The organism is Acidimicrobiales bacterium (assembly GCA_035540975.1).
GTDB lineage: Bacteria > Actinomycetota > Acidimicrobiia > Acidimicrobiales.
Genome location: DATLFN010000132.1, coordinates 1 through 20,385 on the forward strand (window position 1 = coordinate 1; position 20,385 = coordinate 20,385).

Sequence of the window (20,385 nt, forward strand, 5' to 3'; positions counted from 1 at the left end):
CACCCCCAGCCACCCGCCGGCGCCCCGCAGGGCGGGCCGGCCGGCGTCGAGGCGGGGCCCGCCGCCGAGCAGGTGGCCGAGGCCCGAGCAGGCCACGACGGCGAGCCCGGCGCCCACCACCGCCCGCCCCGGCTCGGCCCGGGGCCGGCCCTGGACGAGCGTCAGCCCGACCCAGGCGAGGGCGGGCGGGAGGAGGAAGCGGCCCCAACCGAGCAGCAGCCCGGCGACCTTCCCGAGCGCACCCCCGGCGGGCCCGGCCAGGTCGGCGTAGATGCCCAGGGCGGCCAGCAGGCCGGCCACGAGGAGGGCCACACCCCACACGTCGTCGGCCTGGCGGCCGATGGAGCGGGCCAGGGCGGCGCGCAGCCGGGACAGGGCCGACGGGCCCCGCCGGCCCCGGGCGCCGCCCGGCCTGCGGCGGGCCGGCTTGCGGGACGATGCCGGCCGCTTGGCCGGCGACTTCCGCTTGGTGGTGGTCGTCACAGTGACCACAACAGTAACAGGAGCACCTCGCGCCACAGGGGCGCACGTTCTCGCACCAGGAATCGACCGAAGGTGGTCGATTCCTGGTGCGAGAATCGGTCGCGGCGGGGCTCAGACCTCCATGACGACGGGGACGATCATGGGCCGCCGCCGGGTGCGCTCGTTGACGAAACGGGCCAGGGCCTGGCGCACGTGGCGCTTCATGACCTCGAAGTCGGTGCCGCCCTCCTCGAGCACGACCTCCTCCAGCCGGGCCCGCACGACCTTGCGGGCCTCGTCGAGCAGCCCCTCCGCCTCCCGCTCGAACACCCAGCCCCGGGTGATGATCTCCGGCCCGGTGAGGACCTCGCCGGACCGGGCGTCCACGGTGACGACCACCAGGACGACTCCCTCCTCGGCCAGCACCCTCCGGTCCCGCAGCACGCCGTGGCCCACGTCGCCCACGATGCCGTCCACGTACAGGTAGCCGGCCGGCACCTCGCCGGCGAACTCCAACCCGCTGTCGCCCAGCTCGACCACGTCGCCGTCCTCGGCCAGCAGGACCTTGTCGGCGGCCACCCCCATGCGGATGGCGAGGCGGCTGTGGTGGGTCAGGTGGCGGTACTCGCCGTGGACGGGGATGAAGTGCTCTGGCCGGGCCACCGACAAGAGGGTGCACAGCTCGCCCTGCATGGCGTGGCCGCTCACGTGGACGTCGGCGATGCCCGAGTGCACGACCTCGGCGCCCCGCCGGTGCAGCCCGTCGATGACCTTGCCCACGTTCATCTCGTTGCCGGGGATGGCATGGGAGCTGAGGATGACGAGGTCGCCGTCGCCCACCTGGAGGCGCTTGTTCTCCCCCGCCGCCATGAGCGCCAGCGCCGACATGGGCTCCCCCTGCGAGCCGGTGGAGATGACGCACACCCGGTGGGGGTCGAGATCCCCGATCCGGTCGATGTCCACCAGGCGGTCGTCGGGGATGCGCAGGATCCCCATGTCGCGGGCGAGGGCGACGTTCTTGGCCATCGACCGGCCCAGGGTGGCGACGGTGCGCCCGCTGGCGATGGCGACCTCGGCGACCTGCTGCACCCGGTGGATGTGGCTGGCGAAGCAGGTGACGATCACCCGCTTGTCGGCGTTGTCGCGGAACAGGTCGCGCAGCGTCTCGCCCACGGAGGACTCGCTGGCCGTGTAGCCCGGCTCCTCGGCGTTGGTGGAGTCGGAGAGGAGCAGGCGGATGCCCTCCTCCGAGGCGATGGCCCCGATGCGGGCCAGGTCGGTGAGGCGGCCGTCGACGGGGGTGAGGTCGAGCTTGAAGTCGCCCGAGTGCAGCACCACGCCCTGGGGCGTGTGGAAGGCGGTGGCGAAGCCGTGCGGCACCGAGTGGGTGACGGGGATGAACTCCACGTCGAACGGCCCGATGGTGCGCCGCTCGCCGTCGCGCACGGTGACCAGCTCCGTGCGGTCCAGCACCCCCGCCTCCTCCAGCCGGTTGCGGGCCAGGCCGAGGGTGAGGGCGGAGCCGTAGATCGGGAAGGACAGCTCCCGCAGGAGGAACGAGAGCCCACCGGCGTGGTCCTCGTGGCCGTGGGTGACGATGCAGCCCTCCACCCGGTCGGCGTTCTCCCGCAGCCAGGTGAAGTCGGGCAGCACGAGGTCGACGCCCGGCATCTCCAGGTCGGGGAACATGAGCCCGCAGTCGAGGAGCATGATCCGCCCGCCCAGCTCGACCGCCGCGCAGTTGCGGCCGATCTCCCCCAGGCCGCCGAGGAAGGTGATGCGGACGGCCTCAGCCATGGGCGGGTGGCGCGGCGTCGCCCAGGTCGGCCAGCACCTGCCGGGCGCGGTCCTCGAGGCCGTCCGGGGCCGGGCCCACGGGAAGGCGGCACTCCCCCACGGCCAGCCCGAGCACGCGCATCATGGCCTTGGTGGGGATGGGGTTGGGGGTGTCGTCGCCGGTCTCGAAGGCGTACGACTCCAGCAGGGCGGCGTTGATGCGGCGGGCCTCGTCGACGTCGCCCTTGGCGAAGGCGGCGATCATCTGCCCGTGCAGGCGGCCCGACCAGTGGGTGGCCACGCCGATCACGCCCACCCCCCCGATCGACAGCAGGGGCAGCGTGAGCGCGTCCTCCCCGCTGTAGAGCTCGAACGACGACGGCGCCGCCGCCACCAGCCGGGCCGAGCCGGCGACGTCGCTCGCCGCGTCCTTCACCGCCACGATGTTGGGCACCTCGCGGGCCAGGCGCAGCATCGTCTCCGCCGCTATCCGGCGGCCGGTGCGGACGGGGATGTCGTAGAGCACCACGGGCAGCGACGTGGCGCCCGCCACGGCCCGGAAGTGGGCCTCGATGCCGGCCTGCGACGGGCGGCTGTAGTAGGGCGTCACGGCCAGGACGCCGGCGGCTCCCGCGTCCTCGGCCGCCCGGGTCAGCTCCACCGAGTGGGCGGTGTCGTTGCTGCCGGCGCCGGCCAGGACGGGCACGGTGACGGCCTCGGCCGCCGCCCGCCACAGGTCCCGCTTCTCGGCGTTCGTGAGCACGGGCGACTCGCCCGTCGTCCCCGCCACGACCAGCCCCTCGCTGCCGTTGGCGACCAGCCAGCGCGCCAGGACGGCCACGGCGTCGAGGTCGAGACGCCCGTCCGCGTCGAACGGCGTGACCATGGCCGTGAGCACCCCGCCGAATCGGCCTCCCGGCCCCGTCGCTCCCATCGCCGCAGGCTATGTCTTTTCCCCGGCCGGGGCCCCAGCCCCGGCCTCCTCCACGAGGCGGGGGCCCCTGCCCCGCCCGTGGCCGTGGTGTCTTTTCCCCGGCCGGGGCCCCAGCCCGGCCTCCTCCACGAGGCGGTTCAGCCGGCGCGGGTGCTCGTGAGGCCGCCGGAGGACGGGAGGTGGAGCACGACGAGGCGGGCGAACAGCTCCAGGAGCACGCCCGACGCCTCGGGCAGCCCGTCGGGCCGGCGGCTGGTGGCGCACAGCGTGCCCAGCACCCGGTCGCCGGGGCCGAGCAGCGGGACGCTGGCCAGCGACGCCGCTGCCGCGACGCGGACGAGGGCGTGGTCGGGGAAGCGCTCGGCGACGTCGCGCATCAGGGGGACCCCTCGTTCCAGGGCCTCGCGGCACGGCGAGCCCGCCCACGGCAGGCGGGTGCCCTCGGGGAAGCCGTCGCGACCGGCGGTGAAGTGCACCTCCTGCACCCCTCCGGCGGTCACCTCGGTGACGAACACCCCGTCGGCCCCCGTCACCCGCCGGACCTCCCGGAGCACGGCGGCGACCGCCTCGTGGCCCGATCGCCGCGCCACGGGCAGGTTCACCACCGCTGCCGCCGCCCGATCCACGGCGGCCGCCGGCTCCAGCATCCCGCCCGGGTCGGCCAGGAACCCGAGGAGCGCCTCGGCCGGCAGCGGCCGGGAGAGCAGGTAGCCCTGCACCTCCTCGCACCCGTGATGGTGGAGGCAGGCCAGCTGCTCGGGCGTCTCGACGCCCTCGGCCACCGTGGTCAGGTTCAGGTTGTGGGCCATGGAGACGATGGCCGCCACGATCGGGGAGTCGTCGTCCGACGCCCCGATCTCGGAGACGAAGGACCGGTCGATCTTCAGCTTGTCCACCGGGAACGAGCGCAGGCGGCTGAGCGACGACCAGCCGGTGCCGAAGTCGTCGATGGCGAGGCGCAGCCCCAGGGCCCGCAGCGTCTCGAGGGTGGGGATGATCGAGGCGGCGTCGCGCATGAGGGCGCCCTCGGTGATCTCGAGCACGAGGCTGGACGGCGGGAACCGGCTCTCCTCCAGCGCCTTGCGGACCTCCCCGACCAGCCACGGGCTGGTGAGCTGGCGGGCCGCCACGTTGACCGCCATCGTGAACGGCGGCTCGGTCGGGTACGCCTGCTGGAAGCGCCGGCCCTGCCGGCACGCCTCGCCCAGGACCCAGCGCCCGAGGTCGACGATCAGCCCGCTCTCCTCGGCCACGGGCACGAACTCGTCGGGCGGGACCATCCCCCGCTCCGGGTGCTCCCAGCGCACCAGCGCCTCGGCCCCCGAGATGCGCCCGCCCGGCAGCTGGACGAGCGGCTGGAAGTGCAGGCTCAGCTCCCGGCGGCGAAGGGCGTCGCGCAGGGCCGACTCCAACTCCACCCGTTCCAGGACGGCGGCGTGCATCTCCCGCTCGTAGATCTCGTACGCCCCCTTGCCCCCCGACTTGGCCGCGTACATGGCCAGGTCGGCGTTGCGCAGGAGCTCCTCGGCGCTGGTCGTGACCGTGGACCCGATGGCCACGCCCACGCTGCCGTGCGTCACGACGGCCCGCCCGTCCAGCTCGACCGGGGCGCGCAGGCGGTACACGATGCGCTGGGCGACGACCTCGGGGCCCTCCAGGTCGGTGCGCTCGATCAGCACGGCGAACTCGTCGCCGCCCATGCGGGCGACCGTGTCGCCCGTCCGCACGCAGTCCTGGAGCCGGCGCGCCACCTCGACGAGCAGGCGGTCGCCCGCCCCGTGGCCGAGGCTGTCGTTCACCTGCTTGAACCCGTCGAGGTCGATCACCACCACGGCGAGGAGCTCGGGGTGACGCCTGGTCCGGGCCATGGCGTGCTCCAGCCGGTCCCGGAACAGCGCCCGGTTCCCGAGGCCGGTGAGGGGGTCGTTCAGGGCCTGGCGGCGGAGCTGGGCCTCCAGGGCGACGCGCTCGCCGATGTCCCGGCTGGTGAGGACCAGCCCGCGCACGGCGTCGTCGGCGAGCAGGTTGCTCACGGTGATCTCGGCCTGGCACGCCGAGCCGTCGGCCCGCCGCAGGGTTCCGCGGATGGTCGCCGGCGGCGCCGGCGGCGGAGGGACGGCACCGACCACGTGCATGGCCGGCACACCGCCGCCGACGTCGAGCACGTCGTCGAGACGGCGCCCGACCAGGTCCTCGGGCGACCAGCCGAGCACCCGGGACACGGAGACGCTCTGGTAGCGGACGACGCCGTCGGCGTCGACCACGGTGAGCACCTCCGACGCGTGCCGGGCGATGGAGCGGAAGCGGCGCTCGGCCCGGTGCAGCTCGGCGGTGCGGCGGCGGACGCGCTCCTCGAGCCGGTGGTTGAGCTCCAGGTTCTCCAACTGGGCGAGGAACTGGCGAACCAGGAGCAGGGCGACGAGCACGACGCCGTTGGCGGCCAGGAAGGCGGGCGCCCGCAGCTCGAGGTGGTGGCCGAGGGCGAGGGCGGCGGCCAGACCGAGGGCGACGTAGGGGACGAGGACGGCGACGGTGCCGCCGGCCCCGGGCTCGGCCCCGCCCTCGGCGCCGGCCGGGCCCGCCGTCCTGGCCGCCAGCCCGATCACCAGGCAGGCCGCCAGCCACGTCGTGGACCGGGCCCACGGGAGGGTCTCCGAGCCCGCCAGCTCGGCGTGGGCGAGCATCCCGTGGCTCACGGCGAAGAGGCCGACGCCGGCGGCGAGGAGCCACCACGTGCGCCGCACCTTCCGGTCCGCCCGCTCGGCGGCCGCCAGCAGCAGCGACACCATGAGCACGTCGCCCAGCGGGTAGGCGACGGCCAGGGCCCGGGCCGGCCCGTCGCCCGCCGATCCGTGGAGGCGCTCGAGCACCAGGGCCCACGAGACGAACAGGGCCGACGCCGCCATCAGCAGCCCGTCGACGACGCCGCGCAGGCGCGCCGTGGGCGAGCCCTCCCGCCCCACCAGGGCGAGGACGGCCATGACCGAGACGACCATGGCGGCCGCCCGCGGCAGGTCGGCGAGCGAGGGGACGGCGAGGCGTCGCCCGCTCGCCAGCTCACCCACGGCCGCGATCGCCTGGGACCCCGCCCAGCACCGGGCGGCCAGGGTGAGCAGCGCCCAGCCCCGCTCGGCCCGCCCCTCGCTCCGAGCGGCGGCGTCCCGGCATGCCGCCGCCGCCACGAGCGCGGCCACGACGAGGGTGACCCGCGACGCCAGCCGGGTGACCGTCTCGCCGCCCAGCCCGGTCACGGCCCAGGCCACGTGGACGGCGGCCAGTGCTCCCACTCCCGCTCCCGGCGCCGTCCGGAGGAGGGCCGGGGTCATGCCCTGGCGTCGAGGGACGCCCGCCCGGCGCCGGCGCGCGGCGACCGCAGGGATCGGGCCGCGGGCGCGACGGGCATCGCCATGGCCGCTTCTTCGGCAGGTGGGGCCTGCGCCTGTGGGGGAATTTCCGGCCCTTCGGGAGGCGCCGTCCCCGATGCCGGGATCGCCCGGCGAGCCGGCGATGGCGGTGGCGGCGGCAATGCCCGTCGGCCGGGGCGGTAGCGTCGGGCCACCTTGGACGCCACCGCTCCCGAACGTCCGCGCCCCGACCGCCGCACCCTGGCGTTCATCCTCGGCCCCATCATCGCCGTGGTGATCGTCGGGACGCTCGGGAACATGTTCCACCCCCGCCTGCTGCGTGACCACCCGCTGTGGCTCGTCGCCATGGAGCCCCGCAACCGCTACCTGCTCCTGGTGGCGGAGAAGGTGGACTTCGTCCCCTACCTGCTGGTGGCGACCGTGCGCCGGCTGGTCTCCGACCCGCTCTTCTACCTGATCGGCTTCCTCTACGGGGACGCCGGGGTGCGATGGATCGAGAGCCGCCTGGGCGACGACGTGGGCCTGGTGCGGGCCATGGAACGGGGCTTCCGGAAGGCCGCCCCCCTGATGGTGTTCCTGTTCCCGGGCGCCATCGTGTGCGTGCTGGCCGGCGCCACCGGGATGAGGCCCGTCGTCTTCCTGGCCTGCAACCTCATCGGGACGGTCACGGTGGTGAGCCTGCTGTACCGGTTCGCCGAGTTCTTCGAGGGGCCGCTGGGGGCGGTCAACCGCTTCTACTCGAACAACAACACCACGCTGACGGTGATCTCGATCCTCGCCGTGTGCTTTTGGATCTGGGACCAGCGCCGGCGGGGCAGGTCGGAGCTCAAGTCGATCGGCACCTTGGAACGCGAGCTCGAGGACGCGGCCCGCGAGCGCCCGGTGGAGCCGGCCGACGGCGAGCCCGCCACCGAGGACGGGCCCTGACCGACCCGCTCACTCGGTGCCCGTCAGGGCCGCCGGTGACGACGAACGGGCCCCCGAGGCTGTCCGCGGGTGGGGCTCGAGCCACCAGAACACGAAGCGCCCCGTCAGCTCGGCGACGACGACGGCTACGACCTGGACCCCGGTCCACAGGACCACCACGGGGTAGCCCCGGTCGGCCACCGACGCGTGCTCGTCGGCGAACCCGTAGAGGATGGCGAGCAGCAGCACGGTGGCGCCGAGGGCCAGCACGACCAGGGCGTCGACGGCCGAGATCCACATGTCGGCGCGGCGGACGGCGACGTGCTCCTCGTGCTGGAGGCGCTTCCACGCGAAGAAGGCGTGGACGAGACCGAGCACGGTGCTGGCCGCGAGGAGGTCCACGCCCTCGGCGTCGCCCATGCCCCCCCGGTCGGCGGCCAGCTTCACCGCCACCGCCGGGGCGAGGATCACCGCGAAGTCGACGGCGGCGTAGACGGGGGGCGCCACCCGGTCGACGATCTCGCGCCTCACCGGCCCTCCCGGGCCCGCAGCGCGAACCGGTCGGCCACGCTGCCGTCGGGACGGATCGACGTCCCCACCAGGCGGTCGCCCCGCACGGCGACGTGCAGGAACTGCAGGGTGGACTCGGCCACAGCGGTGAAGTCGCTGCGCCCCACCGAGGTGGTCTTGCACCCACCGCCGCTGACCACGTAGGTGGCGCCGTCGATGGGGTGGGTCCGCTCGTAGTGGTGGTCGTGGCCGGCGAGCACGAGGTCGACGCCGTAGCGGCGGACGAGGGGCTCCAGCTTCTGGCGGGCCCCCGGCGTGGAGCCGTGGCGGCCCGACGAGTAGGGCGGGTGGTGCAGCGCCACCACCTTCCACTGGTTGGTGGAGCGGGCCAGGGCGTCGTCGAACCAGTCCCACTGGTCGGGTGCTCCGCTCCCGAACACCGCGGGGACGCTGGAGTCGAGGTAGAAGAAGTCCACGGGGCCGTGCGAGGCGGTGTAGTAGAGGCCGGGCGTCCCGAGCAGGCGCAGCTCGGCGGCGATCTCGGCCAGGCTCTCGTCGGTGTGGCGGAGCTGGTCGTCGTGGTTCCCGATGGCCAGCTCGAACCCGACGCCGGCATCGGTCAGCGGCCGCATGGGCCGGGCGAAGACCTCCTCGAAGCGCTTCTCGATGCTCCCGTAGTAACAGATGTCCCCCAGGAGGGAGACCAGGCCGAACGGGGCGCGCTGGTAGGTCCGTGCCATCGCCGTCGCCACCGCCATCGCCTGGCGCCCGCCACTGCCGGTGTCGCCCACGGCCACGAACGAGAGCTGGTGGCCGGACGTCTCCCACGCCATCGGCGACAGCAGCATCTCCGGGGCGGGACCGGGGATGAGGTCCTCGCGGGCGAGCAGGGGCCACACGTGCTCCCCCAGGAGGGTGACGGCAGCTGCCGATCCGGCCAGCCCGGCGGCGGCGGCGAGGAACTGCCGGCGGGTGACCCGGTCGATCATGGTCGCCGCCGCGGCGGCGCCGCATCGGCCGTCTCGAGCGATCCAGGCACGCAGGATCGACGGTACCGGCACGGCGGCGGCGACGGGTGCCGCGACCCGGGCGGGCCGGGCGGGCGTGGACCGAGCGTGTCGTCGGCTCCCGACCCGGCGGACCAGCCGTGCGCCGCGGCCGCCGCCCGGCCCGGCCCTACAGGTCCAGCAGCTGGTCCAGGCCGACGGTGAGACCGGGGCGGTCCGCCACCGCCTTGACGGCCACGAGCACGCCGGGCATGAACGAGCTGCGGTCGTAGGAGTCGTGGCGGATGCTGAGGCTCTGGCCCGTCGTTCCCAGCAGCACCTCCTGGTGGGCGACCAGGCCGCGGAGGCGCACCGAGTGCACCCGGATGCCCGCCGCGTCGCCGCCCCGGGCCCCGGCGACCACCTCGTCGGTGGTGGGGTCGGGGGCCCAGTCGCCCGACGCCGCCGCCATGCGCTGGACGGTGAGCATGGCCGTCCCCGACGGCGCGTCGACCTTGGAGTCGTGGTGCAGCTCGATGACCTCGGCCGTCTCGAACCACGGGGCCGCCATCTCGGCGAAGCGCATCATGAGGACGGCGCCGATGGCGAAGTTGGGTGCCACCACGCAGTTCACGCCGTCGGTGAAGTTGGCCCGCAGCTCGGCCAGGTCGCCGTCGCCCAGCCCGGTGGTGCCCACCACGGAGTGGACCCGGTTGGCGGCGCACCACCGCAGGTTGGCGCGGGCGGCGGCCGCCTGGGTGAAGTCGACGGCCACGTCGGCGCCGGCGGACGTCAGCGCGTCGCAGTCGCCGGAGATCTGGATCCCGGCCCCTCCGTCGCCGATCACCTGGCGGAGGTCGATCCCCCGGTGGTGGGGGTCGACGGCGGCGACCAGCTCGAGCTCGGGGTCGTCGGCCACGGCTCGGCACACGGTGGAACCCATTCGCCCCCCTGCGCCGAACACTCCGACCCGGATGATGGGGGTCAGGCTACCTGGGCGACGTCGAGCTCGCCCGAGTCCACCGGGCCCACGGCGGCCAGCACCCGCTCGTTCCCGAGGACGGTGGCGGCGACCCGCTCGACGTCCTCCATGGTCACCGCCGCGATGCGCTCGGCCACCTGGTCGACGGTGAGCACCGTCCCGTGGACGAGCTGGCTGCGGCCGATCCGGCTCATGCGGGCGGCCGAGTCCTCCAACGACAGCGCCATCTCCCCGACCAGGTGGCCCTTGGCCACCTCCAGCTCGCGCGGGGTGATCCCGTGGCCGGCCATGGCGTCCAGCTCGTCGCGGACCAGGCCGACCACCTCGGCCACCCGGGACGGCATCGTGCCGGCGTAGACGGCCAGCGCCCCCGAGTCGGCGAAGGCGGCCCGGTAGGAGTACACGGAGTAGGCCAGGCCCCGCTCCTCCCGGATCTTCTGGAACAGCCGCGACGACAGGCCGCCGCCCAGGACGTGGTTCACGACGGCCAGGGCGTAGCGGTCCTCGTCGTGGCGGTCGAGGCTGCGCACGCCGAGCACGAGGTGGACCTGCTCGGTGGGACGGGCGTCGACGGCCAGGGCCCGGGGCGGGTCCACCGGCACGGCCCGGTCGGGGGCGGCCCCGCCCCGGGCGCCGGCGAAGCGGCGGGCCACGCCGTCGACCACGGCGGCGTGGTCGAGCTGGCCGGCGGCGGCGAAGACGACGTTGCCCGGCCGGTAGTGGTGGGCGTGGAAGGCGGCGATGTCCTCGCGGCTCATGGCCTCGATGGTCTCCTCGTCGCCCAGCACCTCGCGGCCCACCGGGTGGTCGGGGAACAGCGCCTCGGTGAACACCTCGTGGACGAGGTCGGCGGGCTCGTCGGCCCGCATCAGGATCTCCTCCAGGATCACCTGGCGCTCCGCCTCCACCTCCTCGGGGCGGAACGCCGGGCTCCAGAGGATGTCGGAGAGGATGTCGAGCCCGAGGCCGAGGCTGTCGTCGAGGACGCGCAGGTAGAACGCCGTGTACTCCTTGGTGGTGAAGGCGTTCATGTCTCCGCCCACCGCGTCGACCTCCTCGGCGATCCGGCGGGCCGTCCGGGCGGCGGTGCCCTTGAACAGCAGGTGCTCGAGGAAGTGGGAGGCGCCGAACATCCCGGGCGCCTCGTCCCTGGACCCGGTGCCGACCCAGAACCCGGCGCTCACCGAGCGCATCCCCTGGGTGCGCTCGGTGACGACCGTCATGCCGTTGCCCAGCTCGGTTGTCTCGATCAAGGCAGGGACCGGCGCCTAGCGGCGGCCGCCGCCCCCGCCCCGCCGCGGGTTGCGGCGCGGGCCGCGGTCGTCCCGGTCGGACCGGCGGGCCCCCCCGAACCCTTCGCCGCCGCTGGTCCCCGACACGGGCGCGGGGCCGAGGTCGCCGAACTCCTTGGCCGCCTCCGACTCCCACTCCGCCTCGAAGCTCACCGTCTCCGCCCCCGCCGTCGGCGCAGGACCGGACCCTGCCCTCGGCGCCGACGAGGCGCCGACCGGCGAGACGCCCGAAGGGCCTGCCTCGTCGGAACGAGAGGGCCGTCGGGCCGCAGGCCCGCCCTCGCCGTTCGCGTCGGCGCCATCGGCGCCGACGGGCGACAGGGAGACCTTCCCCTGCTGGTCGATGTCGTCCACCCGGACGGTGATCTCGTCGCCCAGGTCGACCACGTCCTCCACCCGCTCCACCCGCCTGCCCTGGCCCAGCTTGGAGATGTGGACCAGGCCGTCGCGGCCCGGGAGGATGTTCACGAAGGCGCCGAACTTGGTGACGTTGACCACCCGGCCCGTGTACACGGCGCCGATCTGCGCCTTGGGCGGGTCGAGGATCAGCTCGATGCGCCGGCGGGCCTCCTCCACCGCTGCGCCGTCCTTGGCGCCGATGGTGACGGTGCCCACCATGCCGTCGTCGTCCACGTTGATGTCGGCGCCCGTCTCCTGCTGGAGGGCGTTGATGACCTTGCCCTTGGGACCGATGACCTCGCCGATCTTGTCGACCGGGATGGTGATGCTGACGATCTTGGGGGCGGTGGCGGCCACCTCGGAGCGGGGCTCGGCGAGGGCGCCGGCCATGACCTCGAGGATCGTCATGCGGGCGTCGCGAGCCTGCTGGAGGGCCTGGCCGAGCACGTCGGCGGGGATGCCGGCGATCTTGGTGTCCAGCTGGAGGGCGGTGACGAACTCGGCCGTGCCGGCGACCTTGAAGTCCATGTCGCCGAACGCGTCCTCGGCGCCCAGGATGTCGGTGAGGGTCGTGTACTTCCCCTCGGCGTAGACGAGGCCCATGGCGATGCCGGCCACCGGCGCCTTGATGGGGCAGCCGGCGTCCATCAGCGAGAGGGTCGAGCCGCACACCGACGCCATCGACGTGGAGCCGTTGGAGGACAGGACGTCGCTCACCACCCGGATGGCGTAGGGGAACTCCTCCAGCGGCGGGACCACGGGCAGCAGCGCCCGCTCGGCCAGCAGGCCGTGGCCGATCTCCCGGCGCTTGGGGCCCCGCATGAAGCCGGTCTCACCGGTGGAGAAGGGCGGGAAGTTGTAGTGGTGCATGTACCGCTTGCGCTCGTCGGTCCCGATGGTGTCCAGCAGCTGGTCCATCCGGGGCATGCCCAGGGTGGCGACGCTGAGCACCTGGGTCTCGCCCCGCTGGAACAGGCCCGAGCCGTGGGTGGTCGGCAGGACCTTCACCTCGGCGCTGAGGGGCCGGATGTCGGTCGGGCCGCGGCCGTCGATGCGGAAGCCCTGCTCCACGATCCGCTTGCGGATGAGCGCCTTGGTGAGGCTGCGGACGGCGGCCTTGATCTCCTTCTCGCGGCCGGCGAAGGCCTCGGCCAGGGCGGCGTTGACGGTCCCGGCCGCCGCCTCCAGCGCCGTGTTGCGCTCGGTCTTGCCCGGGATGGTGACGGCCTCGCCGATGGGGCCGGCGCCCGCCTCCTTCACCGCCTCCCAGACGTCGTCGCCGTAGTCCTTGGCCGACTCGAAGGCGAGCGTCTCCTTGGTGCCGGCCTTGTCGACCAGCTGGCGCTGGAGCTCGATCGACTCCTTGATCCAGGTCTTGGCCGCCTCCAGGCCGGAGGCGATGACCTCCTCGGTGACCTTGGGCGCACCCTCCTGGTAGTACCTCCAGGCGTTCTCGGTGCCGCCCGCCTCCACCATCATGATCGCCACGTCGCCGTCGTCCAGGGCCCGGCCGGCCACGACCAGCTCGAAGGTGGCGGCGTCGCCCTCCTGGTAGGTGGCGTGGGGGACCCAGCCGCCCTCGGTGTCGTAGGCGATGCGCACGGCGCCGATGGGACCGTCGAAGGGGATGTCGGACACCATCAGGGCGGCCGAGGCGGCGTTGATGGCGATGACGTCGTGGGGGTTGTGCTGGTCGGCGCTCAGCACGGTGGCCACGACGTGGACCTCGTTGCGGAACCCCTCGGGGAACGACGGGCGCAGCGGGCGGTCGATGAGCCGGCAGGTGAGGATGGCCTGGTCGGTGGCCCGGCCCTCACGGCGGAAGAACGAGCCGGGGATCTTCCCGGCCGCGTACATGCGCTCCTCGACGTCCACCGTGAGGGGGAAGAAGTCGATCCCCTCCCGCACGCTCTTGGCGGCGGTGGCGGCCACCAGGACCACCGTGTCGCCGATGCGGGTCACGACGGCGCCGCCCGCCTGGGCGGCGAGCTTGCCGGTCTCGAAGGAAAGGGTCTTGTCGGTCCCGGTGACGGGACCGGAGACGGAAATGGCCTCTGCCACTTGCGCTCCTCTCAGGAGGGGCGGCGGCCGGGCCAGTTCCCAGTGGTCACGTTCCCGCCGGAGCGGGCCCGTGGCCACTGGCAGCTGACGCCGTCACCGCCTTCGGTATGGAACGAGCGGCCCTCGGGGCCGCTCGCGGTGGTGCTCTGGGTTGTTACCGGCGAAGGCCGAGCCGGCCGATGATCGTCCGGTAGCGCTCGACGTCGTTGGACTTGACGTAGTCGAGCAGCCGGCGACGCTGGCCGATGATCTTCATGAGGCCTCGACGGGTGTGATGGTCGCCCTTGTGCATCTTGAGGTGTGCGGTGAGGTGGTCGATGCGCTGGCTCAGCAGCGCGATCTGCACCTCGGGCGAGCCCGTGTCGGTCTCGTGCAGCCGGTGGTCGGCGATGGTGGCCGCTTTGTCGGGCATGGAGCGATTCGAACCTCTGATTGCGTCTGGGGCGCGCTCCGGCGGTCGCCGCAGCGCTCCGAGCAGGTTAGCAGGGACCAGGGGGAAACCCCCGGTACGGTCATCGGCGTGCCCGAGGAGCTGCGCGTGAGCCCGTCCCTGCGCATCCCGACCGACGAGCTGGACTGGCGGTTCTCCCGGTCCGGTGGCCCTGGCGGCCAGCACGCCAACACGGCCGACACCCGGGTCGAGGTGCGCTTCGACGTCGCCCGGTCGCCGTCGCTCGGTCCGCGCCAGCGGGCCCGCCTGCTGGAACGCCTGGGGCCCGTGGTCCGCGTGGTGGCCTCCGACTCCCGCTCGCAGTCCCGCAACCGGGACCTCGCCCTCGAGCGCCTCCGTGCCCGCCTGGCCGACGCCCTCCGGGTGGAGGTGCCCCGCCGGCCCACCCGCCCCTCCAAGGGGGCCAAGGAGCGGCGGCTGGAGGCCAAGCGCCAGCAGTCGGAGCGCAAGCGCCTGCGCTCGGAGCACCCCACCGAGGACTGAATCCGATCCCGACCGGGCGGCGGCCCGTTCTGTGGACGCTCCGCACCGCACCGCGGTGCAATCCGTCCAGAGAACCAGCGCGGCCCGGCCGCACGGCCGCCGGTCGCGCGCCGGCGCTCAGGCGAGGACGGCTCGGGCGTTGGCGACGTCGGCGTCGATCTGGGAGACCAGAGCGTCGACCGAGTCGAACCGGGCGTCGTCGCGCAGGCGGGCCACGAAGCGCACGCCCGCCCGCTCGCCGTAGAGGTCGCCGTCGAAGTCGAGCAGGTAGGCCTCGAGCACGGACGCCTCGGCGTCGGGGTGGAAGGTGGCGCGCCGCCCGAGGGAGATGGCCGTGCGGTGCGCCGACCCGTCGGGCCGGCGGTACCAGCCGGCGTAGATGCCGTCGGCCGGCAGGAGGATCTCGGCGGGGACGACCACGTTGGCCGTCGGGTACCCCAGCCGGCGGCCCCGCCGGTCGCCCTGGACCACCGTGCCCCGCACCTCGTGGGTGCGGCCGAGGAGAGCGGAGGCGGAGACGACGTCGCCCGCCGCCAGCAGCCGGCGGATGCGGGTCGACGACACCGGCTCCCCCGCCGCCTCGTCGGCCAGGAGGCTGATGCCGAGCACGTCGAAGCCGAGCTCGGCGCCCATCTGCTGGAGCAGCGGCACGTTGCCCCGGCGCCGGTGCCCGAAGTGGAAGTCGTGGCCCACGACGACGGCCCGGGCGGCCAGGCAGTCCACCAGGACGGCGCGGACGAAGTCCTCGGCCGACTCCTTCGACCGCTCCTCGTCGAAGCGGATCACGTGGGCGTAGTCCATGCCCGTGGTCTCCAGCAGCTCCAGCTTCTGGTCGAGGTCGGTGAGCAGGCGGGGCGCCGACTCCGGGCGCACCACGGTGGCCGGGTGGCGGTCGAACGTCACGACGGCGGCGGCCGCGCCCAGGTCGTCGGCCATGCGGCGCACCCGGGCCAGCAGGGCCCGGTGCCCGAGGTGCACGCCGTCGTAGGCGCCGATGGTGACGACCGTGCCCCGCTCGGGCCGCGGGCAGGCGTCGAGGCCGGCGAGGACGTCCACCCGAGGAGGCTACCCAGGCCCCCGTCCGGCACCAGGAACCGGCACCATGGTGCCGGTTCCTGGTGCCAGACGTCTCACGTGAGGACGACGGACGGCTTGGCCCGCCCCTCGCCGTGCCCCTCGTAGACGGCGAGGAGCGTGCCGGCGGCGTCGAGCACGGCCCACGGCCCCTCGCCCGAGACGCCCAGATCGGCCGGGGCGAGCACCTTCCCGGTGGCCACGGCGGCGGCCACCTCGGGCGCCACCACCGCCGGCACCAGGTGGCGGACGGCGGCCGCCGGGGGCAGCACGGCGTCGGTCCCGACGGCGTCGAGGGGAACGGCCTCCTCCACGGTGAACGGGCCGATGGCCGTCCGGCGCAGCCGGCGGAGGTGGGCGCCGCCGCCCAGGGCCGTCCCCACGTCGGCGGCCAGGGTCCGCACGTACGTCCCGGACGAGCAGTCCACCTCGACGCGGAAGACGCCGGCTTCCTCGGCCGGGACCACGTCGAAGCGCCGGACGGTCACCCGCCGGGGCGCCCGCTCCACCTCCACCCCGGCCCTTGCCAGGTCGTGGAGGCGCCGCCCGCCCACCTGGAGGGCCGACACCATGGGCGGCACCTGGTCGATCTCGCCCACCAGCGTCGTGGCCGCCGCCCGCACCTCGTCGAGGAGGACGCCGGCCATGTCCCACCGGCCCGTCTCGACGCCGGCGTCGTCCAGGGTCGTGGTGGCCACGCCCAGCACCACCTCGCCCACGTACGACTTGGGCAGGTCGGTGACGAAGCGCAGCAGGCGGGTGGCCCGGCCCAGGCCGACGACCAGCACCCCGGTGGCGCCGGGGTCGAGCGTGCCGGCGTGGCCCACCCGCTTCTGGCCGAACACCCTGCGGCAGCGGGCGACGGCGTCGTGCGACGTCCACCCGGCCGGCTTGTCGACGACCACCAGGCCGTCGATCGGGGTCAACTCGACGGCGCCGGCGGGGGGTCCTGGGCCAGGACGCCCTTGATGGCGGCCAGCACCTCGGGGACGGACCCGGGGGCGGTGAACCCGGCCGCGTAGCGGTGGCCGCCGCCTCCGAAGCGGGCGGCCACCTTGGCGACGTCGTGCGCGGTGGCGGCCCGCAGCGACACCCGGATCCCCTCGGGGGCCTCCTTGAGCACGCACGCCACCTCGGCCTCGGCGGCCCGCCGGATGATGTCGATCAGGCCCTCGGTCTCCTCCAGCGTGCAGCCGTGGGCCTCCAGGTCGGCGGTCGTCACCCACGTCGACACCAGGTGCAGGTCGGGGTCGAGCCGGGCCCGGGCGATGCAGTCCCCGACCAGCTGGAGGTACTCGAAGCGGTGCTCCTCGAACAGCTGCCGGCTCATGGCGGCGATGGGCAGGTCGAACGACGCCAGCTCCTGGGCGAGGGCGAAGACCTCGGTGGTGGTGTTGGAGTGCTGGAAGCGCCCGGTGTCGGTGACCAGGCCGGTGTAGAGGCACACCGCCGCGTCGTGGTTGAGCGCCCAGCCCAGGCGGGCCGCCAGCCGGCGGACCACCACGGCGGTGGCGGCCGCGTCCGGATCGACCAGGTTGATGGTGCCGAAGCGGTCGTTGCTGGCGTGGTGGTCCACCACGACCAGCGAGCGGGAGGCCCGGGCGGCGGGGGCCAGCTGGCCCAGGCGCTCGATCGACGCGCAGTCGAACGTCATCATCAGGTCGGGCTCGGCCGGGAAGTCGGCCGGCTTGGTCGCCAGCGACAGCCCGGGCAGGAAGCGGTAGTGGGGCCCCACCTCGAACGGCTCGGACCACGACGCGATGGACGGCTTGCCGTTGGCCCGGCACAGCTCGTGGAGGGCGAGGAGCGAGCCGAGGGCGTCGCCGTCGGGCGTCACGTGGCAGGCGAGCGCGACCTCGGGCGCCGCGTCGATCGCCTCCGCCGCTCGGTCCAGCTCATCCGTCAGCATCGTCGCCTTCCGCCAGTCGCAGGTCGCGGAGGATGTCCTCAACCCGCTTCCCACTCTCTACCGCAGGGTCGACCGAGAAGGAAAGTTGAGGCGTCCGCTTGAGACGGACCTGCCGGCCGATGGCCGCCTGGATCCGCACCCGATGGTCCTCGAGAGCCTCTTCGGCAGGTGGGGGCAGCGAGCTGAGCAGGACGCGGGCGTGGCGCAGGTCGCCGTCGACGTCCACGGCAGTGACGGTGACCAGCCCGAGGCGCTCGTCGCCGTCCGACAGGCGCTCCAGCTCCTCGGCCACGACCTCGCGGACCACCTCGTTGACCCGCACCATGCGGGGGTAGCGGCGGCCCCGGGCCCCGTCAGGCACCGGCGTCGACCTCCGAGTACCCGACCGAGCTGTCCAGCACCTCGGCCTCGGGAAAGGACCACACGAAGCGCTCGACGTGGCGCAGGACGTCCTCCACGATGCCGGCGTCGGGGCCCACGGCGGCGAAGCCCAGCTCGGCCCGCTGCCACCGGTCCTGGTGGCCCACCTCGGCGGCCGCCACCGACCAGCGCCGCCGGGCCCCTTCGAGGATGGGCTTGACCACGGCCCGCTTCTCCTTGAGCGAATGGCTGAGCGGGATGCGCAGGTCGACCCGGAGGTGCGCTACGTGCGTGGGACCTCGCGCTCCTCGTAGGTCTCGATGACGTCGCCCGCCTTCAGGTCCTGGAAGTCCGACAGGCCGATGCCGCACTCGAAGCCGGTCTGGACCTCGCGGGCGTCGTCCTTGAACCGCTTGAGCGAGGTGATCGTCCCGTTCCAGATGACCACGCCCTCGCGGAGGAAGCGCACCTTGGAGCCCCGGGTGATGACGCCGTTGCGGACGTAGCACCCCGCCACCTTCCCGACCCGGGGGACGCTGAAGACCTCGCGCACCTCGGCCTCGCCGGTGACGACCTCCACGTACTCCGGCGCCAGCATGCCGACCATGGCCGCCTCGATGTCCTCGATCAGCTTGTAGATGATCTCGTACGTGCGGATGTCGACGTTCTCCGACTCCGCCATGGCCCGGGCGTTGCGGTCCGGGCGCACGTTGAAGCCGATGATCGTGGCGTTGGAGGCGGTGGCCAGCTGGACGTCGTTCTCGGTGATGCCACCCACGGCCCGGTGGACGAAGCTGAGCTTCACCTCGTCCCGCTCGCGCTTCTTGAGGCTCTCGGTGACAGCCTCCAGGGAGCCCTGCACGTCGGCCTTGAGGATCAGGTTGAGGGTGGCGGTCTCGCCCCGCTGGATCTGCTCGAAGATGTCCTCCAGGCGGGCGGTGGTGCCCGCCATGGACGGCGTCTTGCGCAGGTCGGCCGACCGGAAGCGCTGCTCGCGCTGCTCGGCGATGTCGCGGGCCACCTTGTCGGTGGCGGTCACGCGGAAGTCGTCGCCCGCGCTGGGCACGTCGGAGAACCCGAGCACCTGGACGGGCGTGGAGGGCGGCGCCTCCTTGATCTTGTCGCCCCGGTCGTCCAGCAGGGCGCGGACGCGGCCCCAGGCGGCGCCCGCCACGATGGCGTCGCCCACCCGCAGGGTGCCGTTCTCGACCATGACGGTGGCGACGGGGCCGCGGCCGGGATCGAGGTTGGCCTCCAGCACGGCGCCCCGCGCCCGGGCCTCGGGATTGGCGACGAGGGTGTCGGCGATCTGGACCTCGGCCACGAGGAGCAGCTGCTCGAGCAGGTCGTCGACGCCCAGGTTCTGCAGGGCGGAGAGCTCCACCATGATCGTGTCGCCGCCCCACTGCTCGGGGGTGAGTCCGAGCTCGGACAGCTGCTGCATGACGCGGGTGGGGTCGGCCTGCTCGCGGTCGATCTTGTTGATCGCCACCACGATCGGGACCTCGGCCGCCTTGGCGTGGTCGAGCGCCTCGATCGTCTGCGGCATGACGCCGTCGTCGGCCGCCACCACCAGGATCACGATGTCGGTGACGTTGGCTCCCCGGGCCCGCATGGCCGTGAACGCCTCGTGGCCGGGGGTGTCGATGAAGGTGAGGAGCTTGCCGTCCTTCTCCACCTGGTAGGCACCGATGTGCTGGGTGATGCCGCCCGCCTCCCCCTCGACCACGTTGGCCTCGCGGATGCGGTCCAGCAGCTTGGTCTTGCCGTGGTCGACGTGGCCCATGACGGTGATCACCGGGGGCCGGGGCCGGAGCAGGTCGTCGTCGTCGTCCTCGTCGTCGTCCTCGAAGTACTTCTTCTGGAGGGCGGCCTCCTTCTCCTCGCCGGGGTCGACCAGGCGCACGGTGGCGCCGACCTCGGCCGCGAACAGCTCGATGGCCTCGTCGGAGAGGGGCGACGTGGCCGTGGTCATGTCGCCCTGGAGGAACAGGAAGCGGATGATGTCGCCCGCCGAGCGGTTCAGCTTGGGGCCCAGGTCCTGGGCGGTGGAGCCCCGCTCGACGATGATCTCGCCCATCGGGACGGGCACGTTCGACGGGGCGTAGCCCTTGCTCGGGTCGAACGGCTCCAGCTCCTCCAGCGGCCGGCGCCGGCGCCCCCCCTTGCGACGGGGCGGGCGGCCGCGGCCACCGGGGCCGCCGCCGGGACGGCCGCCGAAGCCACCGGGGCCACCCCCCGGGGCGCCCCCACCGGGACGGCCGCCGAAGCCGGTGCCGGGCCCGCCGGGGCGGCCGCCGAAGCCGCCTCCGCCGCCGGCGCCGCCGGGGGCGCCGCCGGGCCGGGGCGGGAAGCCGCCGGTCCGCGGCGCGCCGCCCGTGCGGGCGGGACCGCCGGGGCCGGACGGGCGGCCGCCCGGACCGCCGGGGCGGTCC

18 protein-coding genes are annotated in these 20,385 nt (G+C 74.1%); 2 read left to right on the plus strand and 16 right to left on the minus strand.

What is annotated here, in order from left to right; genetic code table 11:
- The 4 genes from VM242_13045 to VM242_13060 form a co-directional block, all read right to left on the minus strand.
- On the minus strand, nucleotides 1-483 hold a 483-nt coding region (locus VM242_13045), incomplete at its 3' end, for a hypothetical protein (GenBank protein HVM06089.1).
- A gap of 111 nt (nucleotides 484-594) precedes the next feature.
- Nucleotides 595-2,259 carry a ribonuclease J gene (locus tag VM242_13050; protein ID HVM06090.1) on the minus strand — a complete coding sequence of 555 codons (1,665 nt, stop codon included), beginning with the start codon at nucleotides 2,257-2,259 and terminating at the stop codon, nucleotides 595-597.
- A complete protein-coding gene (gene dapA / locus VM242_13055) occupies nucleotides 2,252-3,172 on the minus strand; it encodes a 4-hydroxy-tetrahydrodipicolinate synthase (protein ID HVM06091.1) in 921 nt (306 codons plus the stop codon). The genes VM242_13050 and dapA overlap by 8 nt, the downstream gene beginning before the upstream one ends.
- 137 nt (nucleotides 3,173-3,309) lie before the next feature.
- Nucleotides 3,310-6,498, minus strand: a complete 3,189-nt coding sequence (locus VM242_13060) for an EAL domain-containing protein (protein ID HVM06092.1) — start codon at nucleotides 6,496-6,498, stop codon at nucleotides 3,310-3,312.
- A gap of 234 nt (nucleotides 6,499-6,732) precedes the next feature.
- Between VM242_13060 and VM242_13065 the strand changes: the two genes are divergently transcribed.
- The gene (locus VM242_13065) at nucleotides 6,733-7,464 is read left to right on the plus strand and encodes a hypothetical protein (GenBank protein HVM06093.1); all 732 of its coding nucleotides are present in this window, start codon (nucleotides 6,733-6,735) and stop codon (nucleotides 7,462-7,464) included.
- A gap of 9 nt (nucleotides 7,465-7,473) precedes the next feature.
- Here VM242_13065 and VM242_13070 read toward each other — a convergent pair whose 3' ends face one another.
- From VM242_13070 to rpsO, 6 genes are all read right to left on the minus strand, one after another.
- Entirely contained in the window at nucleotides 7,474-7,974 is a 501-nt protein-coding gene (locus VM242_13070) for a hypothetical protein (protein HVM06094.1), read from the minus strand.
- Nucleotides 7,971-8,942 (minus strand): metallophosphoesterase, encoded by a 972-nt coding sequence (locus VM242_13075; protein HVM06095.1) that lies wholly within the window; start codon nucleotides 8,940-8,942, stop codon nucleotides 7,971-7,973. The genes VM242_13070 and VM242_13075 overlap by 4 nt, the downstream gene beginning before the upstream one ends.
- Before the next feature lie 187 nt (nucleotides 8,943-9,129).
- Nucleotides 9,130-9,903: a 4-hydroxy-tetrahydrodipicolinate reductase gene (gene dapB, locus VM242_13080; GenBank protein ID HVM06096.1), complete on the minus strand. Its 774-nt coding sequence runs from the start codon at nucleotides 9,901-9,903 to the stop codon at nucleotides 9,130-9,132.
- Nucleotides 9,904-9,923: 20 nt separating this feature from the next.
- On the minus strand, nucleotides 9,924-11,174 hold the full coding sequence (locus tag VM242_13085; GenBank protein ID HVM06097.1) for a pitrilysin family protein: 1,251 nt from the start codon (nucleotides 11,172-11,174) through the stop codon (nucleotides 9,924-9,926).
- Between the two features lie 15 nt (nucleotides 11,175-11,189).
- On the minus strand, nucleotides 11,190-13,673 hold the full coding sequence (locus tag VM242_13090; protein ID HVM06098.1) for a polyribonucleotide nucleotidyltransferase: 2,484 nt from the start codon (nucleotides 13,671-13,673) through the stop codon (nucleotides 11,190-11,192).
- Nucleotides 13,674-13,827: 154 nt separating this feature from the next.
- The gene (gene rpsO, locus VM242_13095) at nucleotides 13,828-14,085 is read right to left on the minus strand and encodes a 30S ribosomal protein S15 (protein ID HVM06099.1); all 258 of its coding nucleotides are present in this window, start codon (nucleotides 14,083-14,085) and stop codon (nucleotides 13,828-13,830) included.
- Between the two features lie 108 nt (nucleotides 14,086-14,193).
- Here rpsO and arfB point away from each other — a divergent pair, with 108 nt between their 5' ends.
- Nucleotides 14,194-14,607: an alternative ribosome rescue aminoacyl-tRNA hydrolase ArfB gene (gene arfB, locus VM242_13100; GenBank protein HVM06100.1), complete on the plus strand. Its 414-nt coding sequence runs from the start codon at nucleotides 14,194-14,196 to the stop codon at nucleotides 14,605-14,607.
- A 117-nt stretch (nucleotides 14,608-14,724) separates the two neighbouring features.
- Here arfB and VM242_13105 read toward each other — a convergent pair whose 3' ends face one another.
- The 6 genes from VM242_13105 to infB form a co-directional block, all read right to left on the minus strand.
- Nucleotides 14,725-15,663, minus strand: a complete 939-nt coding sequence (locus tag VM242_13105; protein HVM06101.1) for a bifunctional riboflavin kinase/FAD synthetase — start codon at nucleotides 15,661-15,663, stop codon at nucleotides 14,725-14,727.
- A 74-nt stretch (nucleotides 15,664-15,737) separates the two neighbouring features.
- Nucleotides 15,738-16,607, minus strand: coding sequence for a tRNA pseudouridine(55) synthase TruB (gene truB / locus VM242_13110; GenBank protein HVM06102.1), 870 nt, complete (start codon nucleotides 16,605-16,607; stop codon nucleotides 15,738-15,740).
- The gene (locus VM242_13115) at nucleotides 16,604-17,590 is read right to left on the minus strand and encodes a bifunctional oligoribonuclease/PAP phosphatase NrnA (protein HVM06103.1); all 987 of its coding nucleotides are present in this window, start codon (nucleotides 17,588-17,590) and stop codon (nucleotides 16,604-16,606) included. Before VM242_13115 ends, truB begins: the two co-directional genes overlap by 4 nt.
- Nucleotides 17,577-17,951: a ribosome-binding factor A gene (locus tag VM242_13120; GenBank protein ID HVM06104.1), complete on the minus strand. Its 375-nt coding sequence runs from the start codon at nucleotides 17,949-17,951 to the stop codon at nucleotides 17,577-17,579. The genes VM242_13115 and VM242_13120 overlap by 14 nt, the downstream gene beginning before the upstream one ends.
- On the minus strand, nucleotides 17,944-18,321 hold the full coding sequence (locus tag VM242_13125) for a DUF503 domain-containing protein (GenBank protein HVM06105.1): 378 nt from the start codon (nucleotides 18,319-18,321) through the stop codon (nucleotides 17,944-17,946). Before VM242_13125 ends, VM242_13120 begins: the two co-directional genes overlap by 8 nt.
- Nucleotides 18,234-20,385 (minus strand): translation initiation factor IF-2 (gene infB / locus VM242_13130; GenBank protein HVM06106.1); only part of this gene is annotated, 2,152 nt, incomplete at its 5' end. The genes infB and VM242_13125, both read right to left, overlap by 88 nt.